General features: G+C 53.9%; 12 protein-coding genes. 6 read left to right on the top strand and 6 right to left on the bottom strand.

From position 1 onward, the window contains the following. The first annotated feature begins 161 nt into the window (after nucleotides 1–161). Entirely contained in the window at nucleotides 162–1076 is a 915-nt protein-coding gene (locus ACM6IT_RS27370; protein WP_414914456.1) for a LysR family transcriptional regulator, read from the top strand. Nucleotides 1077–1664: 588 nt separating this feature from the next. Beyond that, entirely contained in the window at nucleotides 1665–2045 is a 381-nt protein-coding gene (locus ACM6IT_RS27365) for a hypothetical protein (RefSeq protein WP_414919053.1), read from the top strand. Nucleotides 2046–2091: 46 nt separating this feature from the next. Here ACM6IT_RS27365 and ACM6IT_RS27360 read toward each other — a convergent pair whose 3' ends face one another. Next, a complete protein-coding gene (locus ACM6IT_RS27360) occupies nucleotides 2092–3138 on the bottom strand; it encodes a DUF4062 domain-containing protein (RefSeq protein ID WP_414914454.1) in 1047 nt (348 codons plus the stop codon). A gap of 181 nt (nucleotides 3139–3319) precedes the next feature. Here ACM6IT_RS27360 and ACM6IT_RS27355 point away from each other — a divergent pair, with 181 nt between their 5' ends. Both ACM6IT_RS27355 and ACM6IT_RS27350 read left to right on the top strand, forming a co-directional pair. Further along, complete coding sequence (locus ACM6IT_RS27355) at nucleotides 3320–3940, top strand: hypothetical protein (protein WP_414914453.1); 621 nt, start codon at nucleotides 3320–3322, stop codon at nucleotides 3938–3940. After that, on the top strand, nucleotides 3933–5051 hold the full coding sequence (locus ACM6IT_RS27350) for an XRE family transcriptional regulator (RefSeq protein ID WP_414919052.1): 1119 nt from the start codon (nucleotides 3933–3935) through the stop codon (nucleotides 5049–5051). Before ACM6IT_RS27355 ends, ACM6IT_RS27350 begins: the two co-directional genes overlap by 8 nt. A gap of 50 nt (nucleotides 5052–5101) precedes the next feature. Here ACM6IT_RS27350 and ACM6IT_RS27345 read toward each other — a convergent pair whose 3' ends face one another. The 4 genes from ACM6IT_RS27345 to ACM6IT_RS27330 all read right to left on the bottom strand — a co-directional run bounded on the left by ACM6IT_RS27345 (nucleotide 5102) and on the right by ACM6IT_RS27330 (nucleotide 8390). Continuing rightward, nucleotides 5102–6316, bottom strand: coding sequence for a HEPN-associated N-terminal domain-containing protein (locus ACM6IT_RS27345; RefSeq protein WP_414914451.1), 1215 nt, complete (start codon nucleotides 6314–6316; stop codon nucleotides 5102–5104). Between the two features lie 103 nt (nucleotides 6317–6419). Then, on the bottom strand, nucleotides 6420–7100 hold the full coding sequence (locus ACM6IT_RS27340; protein ID WP_414914450.1) for a hypothetical protein: 681 nt from the start codon (nucleotides 7098–7100) through the stop codon (nucleotides 6420–6422). Continuing rightward, on the bottom strand, nucleotides 7087–8046 hold the full coding sequence (locus ACM6IT_RS27335) for a hypothetical protein (RefSeq protein ID WP_414914449.1): 960 nt from the start codon (nucleotides 8044–8046) through the stop codon (nucleotides 7087–7089). The genes ACM6IT_RS27340 and ACM6IT_RS27335 overlap by 14 nt, the downstream gene beginning before the upstream one ends. Nucleotides 8047–8060: 14 nt before the next feature. Next, a complete protein-coding gene (locus ACM6IT_RS27330; protein ID WP_102880073.1) occupies nucleotides 8061–8390 on the bottom strand; it encodes a hypothetical protein in 330 nt (109 codons plus the stop codon). A 364-nt stretch (nucleotides 8391–8754) separates the two neighbouring features. On the opposite strand from ACM6IT_RS27330, the gene ACM6IT_RS27325 reads away from it, so the two are divergent. Further along, on the top strand, nucleotides 8755–11418 hold the full coding sequence (locus tag ACM6IT_RS27325) for an ATP-binding domain-containing protein (protein ID WP_414914448.1): 2664 nt from the start codon (nucleotides 8755–8757) through the stop codon (nucleotides 11416–11418). A gap of 303 nt (nucleotides 11419–11721) precedes the next feature. Continuing rightward, nucleotides 11722–13878 carry an AAA family ATPase gene (locus tag ACM6IT_RS27320; RefSeq protein WP_414914447.1) on the top strand — a complete coding sequence of 719 codons (2157 nt, stop codon included), beginning with the start codon at nucleotides 11722–11724 and terminating at the stop codon, nucleotides 13876–13878. A gap of 246 nt (nucleotides 13879–14124) precedes the next feature. On the opposite strand, the gene ACM6IT_RS27315 is transcribed toward ACM6IT_RS27320, so the two are convergent. Then, nucleotides 14125–15648: a hypothetical protein gene (locus tag ACM6IT_RS27315; protein ID WP_414914446.1), complete on the bottom strand. Its 1524-nt coding sequence runs from the start codon at nucleotides 15646–15648 to the stop codon at nucleotides 14125–14127. Nucleotides 15649–16142: the final 494 nt, after the last annotated feature.

Here is a 16142-nt window from a genome sequence, read left to right as displayed (position 1 = left end):
GGCGGCAACATCGTCAAATGTCGTAAGAAACCGAAGCAGCCTATGTAGGAAAAACTGAATTACCCGGTGCAGAGTACCAGCCTTTCCCCGTAATATTCCTGCTGGCCATTGTTCTCATATGGCCGCCCACGTCAAGTTTGCTGACTCTGCCAGGACTCCAGATGAATCGTAATGACCTGCGTCGTGTCGACCTGAACCTGTTGATCGTTTTCGAAACGTTGATGCACGAACGCAGCGTGACCCGCGCTGCGGAAAAACTGTTCCTCGGCCAGCCTGCCATCAGTGCGGCGCTCTCGCGCCTGCGCGGCCTGTTCGATGATCCTTTGTTCGTGCGTACCGGCCGCAGCATGGAGCCGTCCGCCAGGGCGGTCGAGATCTTCGCCCTGCTCTCGCCGGCACTGGATTCGATTTCCACCGCCGTCAGCCGTGCGGCCGAGTTCGATCCTGCCACAAGTACCGCCGTGTTCCGCATCGGCCTTTCGGACGACGTCGAGTTCGCCTTGCTGCCCATGCTGCTCAAGCGCCTACGTGCCGAGTCGCCGGGGATTGTGTTGGTGGTGCGTCGGGTCAATTACATCCTGATGCCGGGGCTGCTGGCTTCCGGTGAGATCTCCATCGGTGTCAGCTACACCACCGACCTGCCGGCCAACGCCAAGCGCAAGGTACTGCGCCGCAGCCAGCCGAAGCTGTTGCGCGCCGACACCGTGCCGGGGCCGTTGAGCCTGGATGATTACTGCGCTCGCCCCCATGCACTGGTGTCATTCGCCGGCGACCTCAGCGGCTTTATTGACGAAGAACTGGAAAAACTCGGGCGCAAACGGCATGTGGTGCTGGCTGTGCCGCAGTTCAACGGGTTGAGCACCCTGCTCGCGGGCACAGATATTGTGGCGACGGTGCCGGACTACACAGCTGAGGCACTGACCGCCGCGGGCGGTGTGCGGGCTGAAGATCCGCCGCTGCCGGTGCGCAGTTTCGAGTTGCACATGGCTTGGCGTGGTTCGCAGGATAATGATCCGGGCGAACGCTGGTTGCGTTCGCGGATTCAGATGTTCTTCGGCGACCCTGAGAGTCTTTAGGCGTTGTCGGGCAGGCTGTTTAGCTGATCATTTCTGCCTTTTCATAGACCATGGAGATCCATCCACTTCCAGAAAATTGCTACATTGGGGGCATATCTGAGGGCATGCTTTGGATGGTTTGAAAAGGATGCCCCCAGCCTAAGGCTCAACAATCTTCTTCTCGAAAAATCACCTGCGACAGTTCCCTATCGCCGTTGAATGCTATCGGATCACCTCAGCTCAAATACGCAGAGTGCTCATTGCCGTTGGAGCAGTCTGAGCGCTTGCTGGGTTGATGTCGCAGTGGCTGACACAGGCATCGCTTGCAGGACAACCGTCGCCCCATGATCACGCCGGTTTTCAAAAGCCCGTAAGGGCCCTTCTACCCCCGAAGATTGAAAATCCAAACGACCAACAAGTACTAACTGAATAGCAATCATTCATAGGTTGGGGCGATCTGAAATCGGCGTTGAGGTACGTGGAGCCCGCACAGCAGTTCGGCGGGCTCGCCAAGAAATTGGAAGGTTCCGCTTAACCTCTTGAGCTTCCTGGCGTTCCAACCATTTTTCATCTATGAAATGAGTACCGTAGGCAAACCAAGGAAGTGGTATGGAACTGGTTACCGTTGCATGCATCGCGCTCAATCGTATTGGCTCTGCCAACTCAGCAGGATTCGGCTTCGGAAAGCATCGCAGGCAGCAGTTTTTCACCGAAGTGATTGACGACGACGTGGACACTCTCCGCCTGAAAGTGATTGAGGTTGCAGAGGCAAATGGAGAGAGGGAGGGAGCACTTCACAACCTGACGCGTGCCCAAAACCTAGGCTTTCCACCCGGCCAGATAGTGTTCGACGTCCAAGGAATATCCACTCAATACAGTGCCCCCTACGCCGCTTGTGTTGTTTTCCCCGCCCTCAAGGTGGCTGGTCGTTTCTTCAAACTTGAAGAGGTGGCTGAGAGCGGGATGATCCTTCATATTTCTTCCAGCTAAGTACGCGAGGCGCGCCTGGTAGCCCTATGCCAGGCGCAAAGACAGGCTATGACGACAGTTTACGCTTGAACTTGAACATCACGTCATCAAGCCATCGCCCATAAGTCGCAGGGGTAGCTGGGACGAGCAGCCGGCGTTCCTCCACCTCTTGCTCCGACCGGTGCGACATAGTGAAACTGCTGGTGGCAACCGCAGGCGGCTCAGCAAATACCTTGTATGAAACGCCATAGAGAGACAGTTGAAACCACCCTCCTCGGCCCTGGCAAAGAATCTCATGCGCAGCCTCTGCCAAGCGTCTCACTTGTGTTGGCGATATGTAGTACCCGTCAAAGTGGTTAGACGTGCGGACTGGGTTTGCCAAGGTCATCGACAACCAGGACAGTCCACGATCGTGATGCCGCCAGATCAAGCCTGGAGCATCAATTCCAGTAAGCTCATCCCTGTCGAAGTCCACATAGCCGGCTTTGACCGTGCTGAGTCCAGCTTGGCAAAACTTCAAGAAATACGATTCATGCTCCGCGTGGATGGCACGCAGACTGCTAGGGCTAGCAGGCTGAGGGAGGAAGGCCAGCTCGATCCGTGTTTCGTGGTCTCTGCCACCCCACCGACCGTTGGCGTTCCGAATCTGAAGTTGTTTCTCAAATTCCTCCTCACTAACTGCACTTCGGTTCGTATTCAGCTGGTTTAATGCCCGGACGATACCATCCGAAAGCTCCTGCTCATTGGCGAATGTCGCGCGGAAAAGGCCGTCGACATAATCCGATACTTCCCAGCGAAACTCCTGCTGGGGCCCCTCCACGTCCACATCGTGCAGGAACGCGAGGATGGGCTTGTCTGCAGCACGAGCGCGCCGGAACTCTTGCTGTGTCACTGACTCCCCAGATGCAGTTCTGAATCCGAAATCTGCACCTAGCACCAGCACCACCACATCTGCCTGCTCGACCTCAGTCATGCAAGCTTCTTGAGAGGAATAAGGCCGCGCCCCAAAATCCTCGCACATCACTGGCACATGCCCCAGCAGCGTGACAGCTTTCTTGGCTGCCGCCCGATAGCTCTCAAAGTTTCGAACGACAGAGCTGATGAAAACGTTCATAAAACCCCCAATCACCCCAAGATTCGCCAAGCTCGCATGAGTTTGAGCAGCCAAAGCGCACGCCTTGTTAGCATGGCTACTGATCACTCTGACCACTATGCCAGAGGTTGACATTCTCAGAATTATGCACAAAAATCCCGGTTGACACTACAGATTATTTGCACGCTTTTCGGAGAAATGCATGCCTGATTACCAGCATCCAAGCGAGCTTGAGCCGAAGCTCAGCCGCGCTCACCTTGATGTCGTCTGCAACAACCTATTGGATGCTGCTTACAAAGCGCTCGAGGCTACCTCCACTGACGATGACACTAACTGGACTCGAGGGATCTTCCCTTACGGTCGCATTCATGGCCGCTTCAAGCGTTTACATCTCCAGGCTGACCTCCCTTGGTTCAAGCTCGTCAACAACACGCTGGATTTCACGGTCAGCATTGATGGGGTTTTGATGCAGGTGGTCACGGATGATCCCGACACTCGCAAAAAAGGCTATCGAGTGGAGAAGAACGTCGTTGAGCTTTACCACGACAGCCTTCTAGGGCCGGCTACTGACGGGAACGTAACGTGGCGGCTGTACGTAGACAGCGATCGAAATCCAGATGGCCCGACTCTCACCGTGTCTGTCCTGGGCTTCGACACCAACCGAAATGTCGTTAGCAAGTGGACACATAACTACGAACCTCTGGTTTCTGTCCGCGTCACCGAGCTTTCCCCTATTGTTGAAATTGATGATTCTCTGCCAGTTCGTCGCGATAAGGACGCTGCGCAGAAAGAAACGAAAGACGCTGACTTGAAAGATGAATGACACAACAGGCCTTCTGCCTCTGGGTGATGAGTTCTCACCCGACAAGCTCCGCCTTGCAAGGTGCGCCTCGGGGCGATCCCTTGCTGAAATCGGCGAGCTCCTTGGCGTGACCAGACAATACGCACACAAGCTTGAGATCAACTCACTTCCCAATCCTGGACAGTTGAAGCAGCTATGCGGAATCCTGAACGTCAAGGAGAGCTTCTTCTTCGTTCCGCGCAAAAGTGGTGTTGAGCTTGAACAATGCCACTTTCGTAGCGTGCGAGCCTCGACCCAAACGCTCAAGAAAACAATCGCAGCCCAAGTGGAGATCTTCGAGCTTCTCGTTGATGAGCTGGACAAGGAGGTAGCTTTTCCCTCCGTCGATTTCCATGCCATCGAGGAGCCAGTCACAGGTGCCGGAAAAATTGAACAGGTGGCCGAGCGTTTTAGGAGAGAGCAAGGAATAGGTTTGGGCCCACTTTCGAGCGTTACCAAGCTTGCGGAAAAAATTGGGGTGCTCGTCGTCAACCTGGCGGACGCGGACGATCGCGTTGACGCCTTTTCATTGTTCAACAAACGTCCATTGATCGTCCGGAATACCTCAAAGGTGAACCCTGGACGGCAGCGCTTCGATCTGGCCCACGAGCTCGGTCATCTTGTGATGCATCAAGGGGTGGAAACCGGCTGCTGGGAAACGGAAGAGCAAGCCAATCAGTTCGCCAGCGCTTTACTCATGCCAAGGGCTAGCTTCGCGGCTGAGTTCCCAGCAATGCGAGGTAAGTATCTCAACTGGCCAGCGCTGAAAGACTTGAAGCTTCGCTGGAAGGTCAGTTTCAAGGCGCTGATTTATCGTGCACGGGCTTTGGATCTTCTCACCGCTGACCAAGCCAAGAGCGGCTTCACTTATCTCGCTCGGAAAGGGTTTACTAAGCACGAGGAGTTCGACGAGCTCATCCCAATGGAGTCTCCCCTGCTTGTGCAACGAGCAATCGATCTCCTGGATTTTTCGACTTGGAGCCGGGTTCTCGCAGGGGCTGGACTGACCAGCCAGATGGTCGAGAACCAGTTCATGCTCAAGGTGCCTGCTTCTCCGTTGAGGCTTATAAAGACTGGCGATTCCCAGGGGTAATCCCAAGCCACTCAACAGATGCCCTGCTTCCCCAGGGCATCTGCAGATAGTCAGAAGATCTCATCGTCATCTTCGCCTGCCGCGAAGTCGGCCAGGTCAACGTCGAATGCTCTGTCGAGCCGCAACAGCGTTCGATCACTAGACGTATCCCCAGCGTCGATACAGCCTGAATCATCAGCAAAAATAACGATCGCCTTGTTCCCAGTCTTCGAGCTCGGGTAGATGATCCCATCAATTTGATGATCGTCATCGGTACGGTAGACGTGCCTGAAATACTCAGTCACCACCTGGGTCGGGACATAGTCCGCGTGAGCTCGATCGCTTCGCTCGATCGGTTTGGTGAAATCCTCGACGAAGTCACGCATGAAGCTGAAGTATGGCCTTAGCGTTTGCAGTTCAGGATCGAAAAGGCTCGGCACATAAAACGAGCGGGACAGATCAACCACCCGCAGATCCCTGATAGGCGAAAACTCGCCGGTGGCTGCCTTCTTAAGGGCTTCCTCAGCAGGATCGTAGGTTTCACGAATTGCGGTGTCTTGATCGAACGCCCCGTAGAACATAGGGATTCCCACGGGGCTCATCCGGTTCGGCATGTTCGCATGCGCGGCTGGTGGCGGCCCAAGCTCACTAGCTCGGCTGAGGTGAACCTCAGGATCGACGATGCGAACGCGGAAGATCGACTGCCCTGTAGGCACTGTATCAATTAGGTCGAGCTTTTTCGCGACGCTCCCCAGCGTTTCAAGAATTTCGACCGGGTTCATCTCATCGTGCTGATCAGCCGCATATGAGGTGTTCACAGCTTTGTAAAACACGAATCGTGCTGTGTGAATGATGAAATGACTGAAGCTCTGCCATCCGTAGACCAGCGTTCGATCTATGGGTAACGAATACGGATCTCTCTCGCACCACGCCACGTCGTGTATGGATCCGGCGATAGTGTCGAACACTTCTTCCGCACACTCGGGGCCGTGATAATAGAGAAGCTCCCAAGTGCCGCATACGCGGCCCTGCCAGCCTCCTTCACGGGTTTCGTAAGCGAGCCCCTCATTCGTAGCTTCGCCCCACTCTATTGAGAGGCTATTGAAAACGTGCTCAATCACGTCATTCATGTCCGCGACGCGTCGGCTTCCATCGCAATAGCTGCAGGTTCCTCTCACCGAATTATCCTTGATGAAAGCTTTGAGGCCGTCATCTTCGACGCAGTGTAAGCACACGAACGTGTCCTCGACTCGCGAGAAACCTCGCTCCATGTCCTCTTCCATCATTCTCTTGACTCCGCCCATAGCACCGCCTCAAATGCATGCTCAAACATCTCAAAAGTACTGGATACGTAGCATATTCAGGGATAGATCGTTCGGATTCGTACCGTCATGAGTAGCACATGATCAATGGAGCTGGGACGGGAGCCTCGATCAACCTGGCGCTCTTCTCGACTACCCACGCGCCAAACGGCCACATCACCTGAAGCACAAGGAGAATAGTGAAGGTCAAAAAGGCCCGAAGCAGATACTCATAGGTCATTTTGATGCCGGTCACTTTTTCGTTGACCAGCGAGTAGTTATGCAGAACGGCGCGGGCGAGCTGTTTGGCTAAGCCCGCTTTAGGCGAGCTTTCTTTCCAGGTATTGGCTAGCTCTCCTGGGCCAAGCTGAGCGAACCCTGCGACTTTCAACGTTCTGAATGCCCACGCCCCTGCGCGTAGCAGAAAGGCCACTGCCAATCCGAACAGGACGAGACCAATGCAGCCTAGCCATTTGCTCGACTTGTCGCTCCACAGAGTGGGCAGCAGTGAGACTAGGACGGGTATCAGCGCCGTAATGGCGGCTAGGTAGATACCGGCTTTCGCGTCAGCTCCCTTCCGGCGGTCAACCTCTGCATCGAAAAGACGGCGTGACTCGTCCAGCACCACGTCGCTGTCTGTCGACCAATCCCCCGCCTGAACAGACGCAGCAATACCCTGCTTCCATTCCACATCTTCAGCCTGCTGACCAGGCGACAACGGGATGAGGGTCGGCCATACCCAATGAAGCCAGTCTTTAAGTTTGAGCAATGGCGTTCACCGTCAGCTCGTCTACGATTGCAGCAGCGATTGGGTAACCCGTGAGATTCTCGATCCAGGCCCACTGCCCATTCGGGTTTATCTCCAAGAACCACAATTTGCCCGATTGATCGCAAACCAAATCGATCGCCCCGTAACGAAGGCCTAGGCGCTGGACGAGCTTCACGCACTGACGTTCAACGCGTCGATCAAGAACAATCTTTTCGTGGCGAAGATCAGGACGACTACCCTTGCGCCAGTCAGTTATCGTTTCCTCGTTATCTTGTGACCAGATCGCGGTCACAAAAACCCGCTCGCCCACGACGGTCACTCGGACATCGTATTGCTTCAAGATCTCTGATTGCACAATGAAAGGACTCAGCCTGATGGCCTCCGCCTGTTCATCCTCAATCTCAGCGAGTCGAGAGGTGAAGATGACTCGCTCCGTTTCGCCTGCTAACACCGCTTGTCGAAGAGGCTTGCCAATGGCCTGGCCAAGAGCAGAGATAGCCCTAGCGCATAAGATGTCGTTCGTCACAAATGCCTGTGGTACATGGAAGCCGATCTCCTGCGCGAGAAGGAGCTGCATCGGCTTGTCCTCAGCCATGAAGATCTTGGTGGGAGAGTTCAGCCACCGGCCTTCTAAACGGGAGTAAAGGCTTTTGAGGAAGCTACTCCACTCCGCTTCGATGTAGGCCCGCTCTCCAGGATCCGTTGCCGTGTCCGGTACAACTGGAGCTCCCGGCCTACGGAAATAAGCTCCTGTTATCGCTGCCCCGCGGACTACTACCCCGTCTAGCGAAATAGACCACGCGTCCCGGGGAAACCCTGCCATCGAGCACAACGCTTGGGGCAACTGTTCGGTATTCAGCCGGAAAAAAGGCTGGCCACGTCGACGGAGCTCAGCAACCACGTAGTCCATTGTGATGTCACGACAATTTGTAACCAACAGCAACATGAAGCGTTTCCAGTTCAGTCCGAGTAGTAACGAGCATCTAGCCCAAAGGTTGGATCACCATTGTCGTCCCGCTCCAGCTCGACATTAGTCTTGGTGATCAGCTCCAGGATGTGATTGGCACTGCATTGATCATCGCGCTCAGTCGTCGCATCGGTTTTGGTAACCAGCTGCAGCAGGTGATTGCTCGAGTCGAATCGACGCGGGGAGCCTGAATCAGCCGATTGGCCTCGGTAAGGACTGGGATCGTCGTCATCGCTTTCGACTCTCTGGTAGGTTTTGGTCAACAGCTCAACCTGCCAGCACGCCTCGTCATCCTGCTCAGCGTTGACCTTGGTCTTGGTCATCAGCTCATTCAGGGCCCCGTCAGCGATGATTGGAACTACTCCATCAGGAGCCTCAACGGCCCACATCTGGAGCTCCGGGGAATAGAAGCCCGGGATACGGTCCTCTCCTGTTCTAGGCGTCGCAAATCTAGATAGAAAGGGCGACGATTTCTGCAGAGTTCCCAAGCTGGCGTCTCCTGTGCCGGCGAGTCGCGAAAGGCGACAATGCCCGGACAATACCAGATTCATAGCAATCTGCTAGCAACAAAAGCCATCAGGATTTAGGATCTGGGGCAGCCGATGAACATCGCCATGAGTACATGAATCTACGCACATGCATGTCTGGCAGACGAAGTCATGAACATTTGAAACAGGGAGTGCTTCAATGAGTGCCAATGATGCGTTGGATCTTGCCAACGACGCTTTAGACTCGTTTCACCAGATCGAACAAATTGCTTCCAAACAGCTCACATCGGGGAGTCGCGAAGCCTCTGATGCCTTAGCATTTGTGAATACCTTCACCGGTGCCGCTGCCGTTGAGCAGATCGCATCCATCTCTGACGATGTGACCAAATCACTGGTTAGCCTCATCCGAGAGCCAGCTGTCTCGCGGATCGTGGTGGAAAACGAGAAAGGCCAGGTTGAGACCTACTACATCTGCCGCACCACAGGAGGATTCGTCCTCAATAACGGCAAGCTAGCTGGTTACCGCTCTCCGTTCGGTCGCTTGGCTGCCCACGGCGCAGGTGAGGACGTTGATGTAGAGATCGCGGGTAAAAAAGTCAGCTACCGGGTCTTGGACAAACTCGAGTTAAAGCCTCAGAAAAGCGCTGAGCTCTGGGACTCAATCGACAGCATTTGGCGCCAAGAAAGCTCAGCACCTCAGACGATCCCGTCTCTTCGCAAGGTTATACAGCCCGACGACAGCAATTCGTTTTTCGCCATGCTCGCCGGCACGTCCGAAACTGAGAAGATCCGCGAAGGTGTGCGTCACGAGATCCGAAACGCTATGGCTCTTCGAGACCAAGCGATTCTTGACAAATTTCAGGACGAAATTTTCCGCCTTTCAGTAGACCACCAGCTAATCATCCTTGGCCCACCGGGGACAGGCAAAACAACCACCCTGATTAAACGTCTCGGCCAGAAGCTCGACTGGGAGGCGCTTAGCCAGGACGAGCGCCTCTTGCTGGGCCCCCAGTCTAAGCGCTCACGCTGGATGATGTTCACGCCGTCAGACCTCTTAAAGCATTACGTCAAAGAGGCCTTCAACCGTGAAAACGTGCCGGCTTCGGACGAGCATATCAAGACCTGGAGCAAGCGCCGACATGAACTGGCAAGGTCTACATTTGGCATCCTCAAGACGGGCAACAGTGGCACATGCATTCTCAAGGAAGATCATCAATTCGCCCCGGTGGACATCAACGATGATCCGCGCCAGTGGTTTGCCGATTTTAAAGCTCTACACCAAAGCCGCCTCCTCTCCTCTCTGAAGGAAGGAGCAATTTTGCTGCGGGATTCTGCCCCGAACCTAGTAGACGCAGTGGTGCACAAGCTGTTTGCAATGTCAGATGGACTTCGACCAGAAGGATTGCTGAGCGCGTATGCCGAGTGGAACAATCTCGAGACGCGGATTGATCCTATGCTCAAAGCCAGTCGCTCAACCACAGACGATCTGATCAAGAAGCAAGGCAACCTCCTTCACAACCGGAACAAAGTCGTCTTCGCAGAAATGGCCACCTTCCTTGATAGCCTTGGCCAAAATGATGATGAGGACGAGGAAGGTGCCGAATTTGATGACGATACTGCTGACGATGGTACTGCTACGCCGTCGCACAGCGCAGAGCTCAAAGCATTCGCGGCTTACCGAAAGTTCCTTCAGGCCTATGCGCGCACTCGCTATCGTAACAGCAATCTAGGCAAGACAAGCCGTGCAGCTCAATTACGAGACTGGCTTGGAGATCGAGTCCCCTCAGATGAATGGCTTGAAACGCTTGGGCGAGAGATGTGCTTCCAGAACGCGCTGCGGCGCTTCAGGGACGCCTGGAAACGGTACATACTTGATGTCCCGGCAAGCTACAGAGCGTTCCGTCGCGACAGCGTAACGCTTGATCGGTACCGCTATGAGCGGCCAGAGCACGCTTCCCACATTGATGAGACAGAGCTCGACGCCATTCTTCTCCTCATGCTTCGATCCGCTCGCGAACTCATCCGCCAGGATTTTGTGAAGCGGCATATAGACGAACCTCGCTTCACCGAGCTTGCCAGGATCTCGAGCCAATTCCTGCAGCAAGTCCTAGTAGACGAAGCCACGGACTTCTCGCTCCTCCAGCTTGCTTGCATGGAGAGCCTGACTGACCCTGCTATTGAATCGTTCTTCGCCTGCGGAGATTTCAACCAACGGATCACAGGGGTTGGCCTCAAACACCTCGATCAGCTTGAGTGGATTTCCCCTCGCCTCAAGCCTCAGCGAATCAACACGGTGTATCGGCAGAGTCGCCTATTGAACAGCTTTGCCATCAAACTGCTCGAGCACATGGATGGAGACACTGAAGCAGTAGGCAGCCTGCCGGAGCACTCCTCTCACGAAGGTGTACCGCCGGTGCTAGGGGAAAACCTCCGGGGTGAAGACGTCGTCACCTGGGTCGCCGACAGGATCTTCGAGATCGAAGATCAGATCCGCTCCAAAAATGAGCCGGTGCCTACGATTGCCGTCCTGGTCGCATCCGAGGCGCACGTGAGACCCGTTGCCGAAGCGCTCACCAAAAAACTAGAGAGCAGGAGTCTGTTCGCGGTTCCTTGTGTCGATGGCCAGTCTTTGGGTAACCAGTCCGATATCCGGGTGTTTGATGTCCAGCACATCAAGGGGCTCGAGTTCGAAGCCGTGTTCTTCATCGGGTTGGATGAGCTCGTCGAAGCGAAACCTACTCTGTTCCAGCGATTCCTGTATGTAGGTGCCACCCGGGCAGCGACTTACCTCGGCATGGTCTGTCATCAGGAGCTGCCACCTGCCTTGTCGAACCTTCGCCCTGCCCTCGCCCAGCGCTGGTAGGCCTGGCAAATGCTTTCGCCGGTTCAAAGGAGATTTGATCCGGCGGAGCAACCATTCTAAATGCCCCCCAAAGGTACACGGTTTCAAAGCCCTCACAGTCGAAGATTCCCGACTGTAAAACGATATTTCGAATTAAGGACCGAATACTTCAACCTTGACATCTAAATAGACCAGAGCAGCCAGGCCAGCGATGGATTTCAGGAAGTAGCCTAAAGTCGGTGTGGTAGGCAGCTCCTGGCTCGCCTATGCTCCTTCTCGCCAACAGAGATGGCGCCAAGCCACTTAACACTTAGGAGTCAGGTTGTGATCACGGAATTGAATATAGATGGCGTCGCCAGTTACAAATCCAGGTCTACTCTCTCGCCCACCAACAAGACGTCTCTCATCTACGGGCTAAATGGTGCAGGTAAGAGCACCATCTCCGAGTTTCTGTACAATCATACCGAACCTCGTTTTACTAAATGCAGTTTGAAAACCAGTCAGCCATGTGAAATTTTGGTGTACAATCAAAGCTTCCTTAACGACTACTTTTACGAAGAGGACAATTTAAAAGGAATTTTCACCCTCTCGAAAGAGAACAAGTTTGCACTCCAGCAAATCGAAGCCGAAACAAAAGAGCTGGCGAAGCATTTGAGCGCTCAGCAAGAGAACTCAAAACTGGCCACTGAAAACGCCGGCAAACTCGATCAGGAAAAGACCAAAGCAAGTGGAAAAGTCTGGGAAATCAAGACGAATTTCTCAGGAGGGGATCGCGTTCTGGAGTTTTGCCTGGAAAGTCTCAAAAGAACAGAACTTCTTTTCCAGCATATTATTGGACTACCTCTGCCGGAAAATGCACCCAGCTACACCGTAGATGATCTGAAGACTGAGGCGTCGTCCATTGAAGGCGAGGGTGCAGCTCCATTCACGAAAATCTCAACCCTTTCGGCTGGCTGGCTGACCATTGAAGGGGACTCCCTCTGGTCGAAAATCATTGTAGGTAGTCAAGAAGGTTCAGTTGCAGAGTTCATCAATAAAGCTCGCAATTCTGACTGGGTGAAGCAAGGGCTCCAGTTCATTTCAGATGATAAGGATCCTCAAGCCTGCCCTTTCTGCCAGCGAGAAACGATCACTAAAAATTTCATCTATTCCATCCGCCAAGTCTTCGACGAAGCCTACGAGCAAGATATTAAGCAGCTGGAGTCAATCAAGACCCGCTACGAGACGCTAACCTCCAGCCTGAATCTACAAGATATTTCAAATTCCCCGCTTGCCAGCAAAGAGCTTGTGGAAGCTTGGAGCATTGCCTGTGAGGTTTTGAAAGCGTCAATTCGCGAAAATATTTTGCACATTGGCAACAAGATCAAAAGCCCGAGCACGCCTGTTGCCCTCACCGATACTCAGTCCGCCGTCGACGTGATCAACAGTTTGATCGACGGCCTGAATGAGCTGATTGAGACACATAACAACAAGTTGGCGAATAAAAAGAAAACTCGAGATGACATAAGATCGCGCTTTTGGACGTTGATGCGCTGGGATTACGATCAAACAATTTCTGCCTACTCTCAATCAGCTTCAGATCTCAAAGATGAGGCTAGCGAGATAAGCCAGGAAGCCACCAAAATAAATACTGATGTCACAGCCTCTTACGGCAAGCTTGCTGCTCTCAGGAAGCAAACGGTCAACATCGAAGAGTCAATTGAGAACATCAACGCTGGGCTTGTAGAGATAGGCATCGATGGATTTTCTGTGGTGCCGTACGGTGAAAATTTCTACCGAGTTTCCAGGACTACCGATCAAGCGAATGCATTTCACTCGCTGAGCGAGGGTGAGAAAACCGTCATTAGTTTTCTATACTTCATGGAGCTTTGCAAAGGGCAGAAGACGGCCACTGCGGTGCCTCAGTCGAAAGTGGTTGTGATTGATGATCCCATTTCCAGCCTTTCTCACCTCTACGTGTTCAACATTGGACAGCTGATCAAGAAATATTTCATTAACGACAAACTCTATGCGCAGGTATTTGTTCTCACCCATAGTCTGTATTTTTTCTACGAGCTGACCCACACTAATAAAGAGAAACGCGCGGAGACACAGCAGCTATTCAGAATTTTCAAAAATACAAACGGAAGCTCTGTAGTTCCAATGAAGTATGAGGAAATCCAGAATGACTACCAGTCCTATTGGTCAATCATAAAGGACCAGGCCTCACCGCCTGCGCTGATTGCTAACTGCATGCGGAACATTATCGAATATTTCTTCAATTTTGTTCAAAAAAAGGATTTTAATAACGTCTTCCAAAAGCCAGCCCTGTCGACTGATAAATTCACGACGTTCTACAGGTACATGAACCGCGAGTCACATTCCTTGGGTCAAAATATTTTTGACATAAAGGAATTTGATCATGATGTATTCAAAGATGGTCTGAGGTTGATTTTTGAAGAGTGTGGGTACGCGGAGCACTACCAAGCTATGAGTAAGTAAATCCGACATGGGACGGGCATTCGTAATGTGAAGAGTGCGCCGTCTCATCGGCTATTCGCGCAATCCTCTCGCCGCCAGGGTGGTGTTGCTCTGTAGGCGCTGAAGAAGAATTGACCCATCCGCCGAAAAAACGCTGACCCGAGCAACGTTCAAGGCTACGGCCGCCTGTGCTGGGTATCTACCTATCCATGTTGGGGCAGTCTTGCCCCAGCAGGGAGGACAATTCTGCATCACCGCCAACAGTCTTCAGACATGGGCGGACTCACCTTCAGAGGCTGCCAAGACCCCATCGGCCCGCACCGTGAACTCGGCGATGCGGCTGAAGACAACGATACGCGGGTTGTCCGTCACTACCGGAAAGCGCGAGACCAGCATGTGCTGCACGGGCTCGACGTCCAGTTTCATCTTCAGAAGGTGCTCGCGATTTCGCTCCTTCATCAAGGCCCTCTCATATGCTCGCACGAGTCCGCGGTTGTAGCGGGCAAAGGCGACCGCATCCGAGTCGATGCGCTTGAGATCGACGAAGTTGTTCTTGCACTGGACATTCCAGATAATGCCATCGCGTAACGACACTACGTCAAACTCCTGCCGACTGATACGCACAATATCCTGGACGATGAAGCCTTGGGCTTCCAGCGCTGCCTTGACCACATCCTCAAAGATGAAGCCTGCCCTAATCTGATACCGTTTCTGGCGATCAAGTACTTGCGCCCGCCAGTTGTAGGCAAAGCGGCTCAGCAGCGTAACGGTAGATAAATAGTGGTCGCCAGACAGCACCAGCGGCGCGTAGGTCGACAAGCATTCCATATAAGTGTCGGCACCGCAGGTTAACGCCGCCGCGAGCAGCGGCGAAGTTCCTTCCTGCACGGTGATCAACGTCAGATCCTCGGGGGAGATGCGAATCCAGTAGTCGTCCTCTATAAATTCCTTGGACAGGCGACGTATCAATGACGCGGCGACGGCGAACTCGGTACTTGTTAGGTCAAACTCGGCGTAGACCGCTTCACAGAGGAGAATGTCGTTTCTCAGCTCTGCGGCCGAAAATAGTCGATCGGCCCGGACCTGCTCCATGGCCTCCAGTATCTGCCAACCCTCTGGCGAGTTGGGCATCTCGAAAATTGGAGCGCGCTCTGGCTCTAGGAATAGTCCATTCAACATGGCCGTCTCGGCGTTGGCATCATCCGGGATGCCCAGTCGTTCCTGTGCAAGCTTTACCATCAGAGCATATTGAGCCCCCATCATCGGAGCTCCGCTGAACTCCACAATAGGCAGGAAAACGTTAAGCGCATCCTCTCGCCTGATAGACTTCGTTCCTCGGCACGCCGCAGGAATGAAGTGCAGTAATCCTACCAAATGTCGTCGCCGGGACTGTAGGTAGCCAATCATTGCCGCCAAAGTCTGAAAGCCACTCGCCGCCTCAATGACGCCATGACGCTTAAAAGCCACACCGATGTCTGATCCCTGGACGATCAACAAAGTAAGTCTCTCGACGAGGGGTTGCTCCAATCGCGTAGCCAAACGCTTGCGGATACGCGTGAGTAAAAGCAAGTCCTCAGCGCTCCGCATGACGGGGAACCCGAAAAGCTGCTGTTCGAACTCATCCTCCCAGTCAACGGTGTGCAGGTTGATTAGTTCCTCGACGGCCCGCAGCGTGTCCAGCAGGCAGCACGTGGCCGATCTCGCGTCAAAGGAGGCCAGCGTGACGCCGATGCGCGCCTGCAGTTCAGCGAGTCTGCCTTCGATTTCGCCGCGAGAAAGTGACTCAACCATGGCAACTCCTCCATTTTCTAAAAGCCAGCGCCGCGGTATCTGTACGCTGCGCGTCGGCATCCCAAGATGGGGCAATATGTTGAAGCATTGCGCTGGTAGAGGTTCGGCCAGCGGAAGAACAGCGCCATCGCACCGCCGATGATGAAGCCACCGACTAGGTTGACCAACAGGATGCACAGTGGCATGCCCGGGAAAAGGCCGTTCAGGCGCAAGCCGAGCAGCCAGTGCAGCACACAACCCGCGCTGCCGCCGACGATGACAGAAAACAGGGAAAGCTACATCGCAAGACTCCATGGGAAACTCAAAGGAACCCTATAGGAAAGACAGGCAATAGCCTACGTGCCCGTTTCATAAGGTGACCATCACGCTCACGAAACTGAGCACGTTCGCGAGGAACAGAGCCGCCCGGGCAATCTCCTCGGGCCGAGATAAGCGTCGGGGGGGGGCACATAGTACCGCGATCTGGACCCGGGCCTTTGGCGGATAGGTACCGC

The sequence above is a fragment of the Pseudomonas sp. IT-P4 genome, assembly GCF_949767755.1.
Taxonomy (GTDB): Bacteria; Pseudomonadota; Gammaproteobacteria; order Pseudomonadales; family Pseudomonadaceae; genus Aquipseudomonas; species Aquipseudomonas monachiensis.
The sequence above is the reverse complement of the archived record's forward strand: the minus strand, read 5'-3'. Positions and strand labels throughout refer to the sequence as shown.